At 74.8% G+C, this 3,043-nt stretch carries 3 protein-coding genes; 2 read left to right on the top strand and 1 reads right to left on the bottom strand.

The window, feature by feature from the left end; genetic code table 11:
• The first annotated feature begins 187 nt into the window (after window positions 1-187).
• Both ACFV4N_RS41995 and ACFV4N_RS41990 read left to right on the top strand, forming a co-directional pair.
• The gene (locus ACFV4N_RS41995) at window positions 188-1,408 is read left to right on the top strand and encodes a sensor histidine kinase (RefSeq protein ID WP_499678273.1); all 1,221 of its coding nucleotides are present in this window, start codon (window positions 188-190) and stop codon (window positions 1,406-1,408) included.
• Entirely contained in the window at window positions 1,405-2,097 is a 693-nt protein-coding gene (locus ACFV4N_RS41990) for a response regulator transcription factor (RefSeq protein WP_499678272.1), read from the top strand. The genes ACFV4N_RS41995 and ACFV4N_RS41990 overlap by 4 nt, the downstream gene beginning before the upstream one ends.
• Before the next feature lie 13 nt (window positions 2,098-2,110).
• Here ACFV4N_RS41990 and ACFV4N_RS41985 read toward each other — a convergent pair whose 3' ends face one another.
• Window positions 2,111-2,752, bottom strand: a complete 642-nt coding sequence (locus ACFV4N_RS41985) for a GNAT family N-acetyltransferase (RefSeq protein ID WP_499678271.1) — start codon at window positions 2,750-2,752, stop codon at window positions 2,111-2,113.
• Between the last annotated feature and the right edge of the window lie 291 nt (window positions 2,753-3,043).

The following is a 3,043-nucleotide window of genomic DNA, read 5'->3' as shown; positions in this document are numbered from 1 at the left end:
GTGCTGCAGGACTGTGGTCATCGTTGCCTCCAGGAATTCGGTCCTCTCCAGGAGACCCCCCGGGGCGGGCCGCGCGCGTCGTCTCGCGGTGACGATCCGCGCCGGCTTGTGGACCGGGGTTGACGCAGTCGCCCGATCGTGGTGACGCGGGTCGCCGGACGCCCGCCGTGCTGCTTGCATGGTGTGAGTGAGGCACCACTGGCAGCGCCTGTTCCGCTCACGCCGACCGCGTGACGTGATGGTGGCGCTGGTGATCGCCGGCCCGGCCGCGGTCGGGTTGCTGACCGGCCTGCACCGCGTGGCGCCCGCGCCGTCGCCGACCGCCTTCGCCGCCGTCTCGGCGCTGTGCGCGGTCGTGCTGGCCCTGTGGCGGCGGGAGTTCGACCGGGTGGCCACGGTGGTCGCGTGCGCCACGTTCGCCCTGACCGACCTGCCCTACCCGATCTACGTGATGACCTACTCGCTGACCCGGCGACGCCGCTGGCCGCTCGCCGGCGTCGGCATGGCGGTGCTGCTGCTCTGGCCCACCCACGAGGTGCTGTTCGAACCGGTCACCGACGCCGGGAGCCTGCTCGAGTTCGAGCGCACCCTGCCCGCGAACGGCTTCAACGGCCTGGTCTACTGGGTGCTCGCCGCGGTCGCCCCGTTCGTCATGGCACTGGCCAAGAACAGCCTGGAGGACGCCCTGGCCGAGCGCGAGCAGCACGCGGTGCAGTCCGCGGAGCGGCAGCAGCGGCTGAGGGAGAGCACCCTGCGGGAGCGCAGCCTGACCGAGCGGGCGCGGCTGGCGTCGATGATGCACGACGGCGTCGGCCACCACGTCAGCGTGATGGTGACCACGGCGGGCGCGATCAGCGTGGACCCCGCCGCCACCGAGTCGATCCGGCGGCGCTGCGAGCTGATCGCCGACGTCGGCCGGGAGGCCATCGGTCAGCTCGGCGAGGTGCTGGACGTGCTGGCCGAACCCGAGGCGGTCGGCGAGGCAACGAGGTTCTGCACCGCCGACGTGGAGGACCTGGTGCGGGACTACCGGTCGCTCGGCGTGGACGCGTCCTGCGAGGTGGACGAGTCCGCCGGCGCGTGCGACCCGGCCACCGCCGACCTGTGCTACCGCATCATCCGCGAGTCGCTGGTCAACGTCCTGCGCCACGCCGGCGAGCCGCGCGCCGACATCCGGCTCGCCTGCGTGGGCGGTGGCGCGCGGCTCACCGTGACCAGCCCCCTCGCGCCGCGGGACCGGCCCTCCGTGCCCGGCACGGGCCGCGGCCTGCGCCTGCTCACCGAGGAGGTGTCGCTGGCGGGCGGCTGCCTCACCGCCGAGCCGGAGGAGGGCGGGACCCGCTTCGTGCTGCGCGCCGACCTGCCGCCGCGCGGTGGCGACGACCCCGTGCGACGATCGGCGCCATGATCAAGGTGCTCGTCGTCGACGACCAGGCCCTGATCCGCGCCGGGACGACCGCGATCCTGGAGTCCGCGCCGGACATCGAGGTCGTCGGCGAGGCGGGCGACGGCGCCGAGGCGGTCGCGGCCTGCCGCGAGCGGCGACCCGACGTGGTGCTGATGGACCTGCGGATGCCCAGGGTGGACGGCGTGACCGCCACCGCCCGGTTGAAGGGGTGGCCGGACCCGCCGCTCGTGCTGGCGCTGACCACGTTCAACGACGACCAGCTGATGATCGACGCGCTCACCGCGGGCGCGGACGGCTTCCTGCTCAAGCAGCTCAGGCCGGAGGACCTGATCAACGCCATCCGCGCGGTGCACGGCGGCGCGTCGGTGCTCAACACCGAGGTCGGCCGCCGGATGCTGCGGCGCCTCTCGGGCCCCGAACCCGCCGCGCGGACCGCGTTCCCGGACGCCGCCGAACGGCTCGACCTGCTCAGCGAGCGGGAGCGGGAGGTGCTGGGCCAGGTCGGCCTCGGCCTGAACAACGCCGAGATCGCCGAACGCCTCTGCATGAGCGTGTCCACGGTCAAGACCTACGTGTCCCGCACCCTGACCAAGCTCCAACTGGACAACCGGGTGCAGGCCGCGCTGCTCGCCAGCCACCTGCGGCTGACGACCGACGACCACCCTCCCGGTGGTCACCCCCAGGGGTGACGGGGAGGCGCGGTCACGGGTGCGACCGGGGCGCGGGGCCGCGCCAGACCGGGTGGAGCAGAGGGCCGTCCGGCAGGGCGATCGGGTCGCCGAGGCGGGGGAACCCGACGCGCTCGTACAGCGCCAGGCTCCTCTGCGAACTCGCCTCGGCGTAGAAGCCGACGCCCTCGGCGTCGCACCAGGACGCGAACCCCTCCATCAACGCCCGGCCCAGGCCCCGGCCCTGCGCTTCGGGCCTGGTGCCGATGTAGGTGCAGTAGAGGTGGGGCGGCAGGCCGTGGCGCCGCTCCCCCAGCAGCCGCGTCAGCGCGCCCACGGCGCCCGCCAGGTCGCGCAGCTCCGGGCGGGCCAGGGCGCCGTCCTCCGCGGCTTCGCCCTGCCAGCCGGGCGGGTACGCCAGGTAGGCGCACTCGTGGCCGGGCGAGGCCATCACGAGCCCGCCGTGGTCGGCGGTCGATCCCACGACCGCGCGGACGAACTCCGCCGAGCGGCGCGGGCGCGTCGCCCGGTCCGGGAAGAGCCACGCGAACAGCGGGTCGTCGCCGAACGCGCGCACCAGGGTCTCCACCACCGACGGGTGCTCGTCACCGGTGGCCGGGCGCAGCGGCGGCGCCGGTTCCCGTTCCGCGCCGCTCCCGGCTCCACCGAGGTTCATGGCGGGTGAGGTGCCCCGCGCCGGGGTGGCCAAACTCCGACGCGGGCCGGGCGGCGGGAAGTGCAGCCGAACGTGTGTCCCTTGGGGCGCCGGTGATAGCCGGCGGTGTCGCCACACCGGGCGGAGGGCGGCGGGTCGCTCCATGATGGACCTCCGATAGCGGTGGCGGAGGGCGTAGCTGTGACAGCGGAGGAACAGGTCGACCGGCGGGCGGAGCGGGTCGCGGCGCCGATCGGGCCCCGGCGGTGGGCGGTGCTCGCGGCCTCGGCCTTCGGGGTGGCCGCGCTGGTC

Source organism: Actinosynnema sp. NPDC059797, from assembly GCF_042732085.1.
GTDB lineage: Bacteria > Actinomycetota > Actinomycetes > Mycobacteriales > Pseudonocardiaceae > Actinosynnema.
Note: the sequence above shows the minus strand (reverse complement) of the source record. Positions and strands in the feature narration are given on the sequence as shown.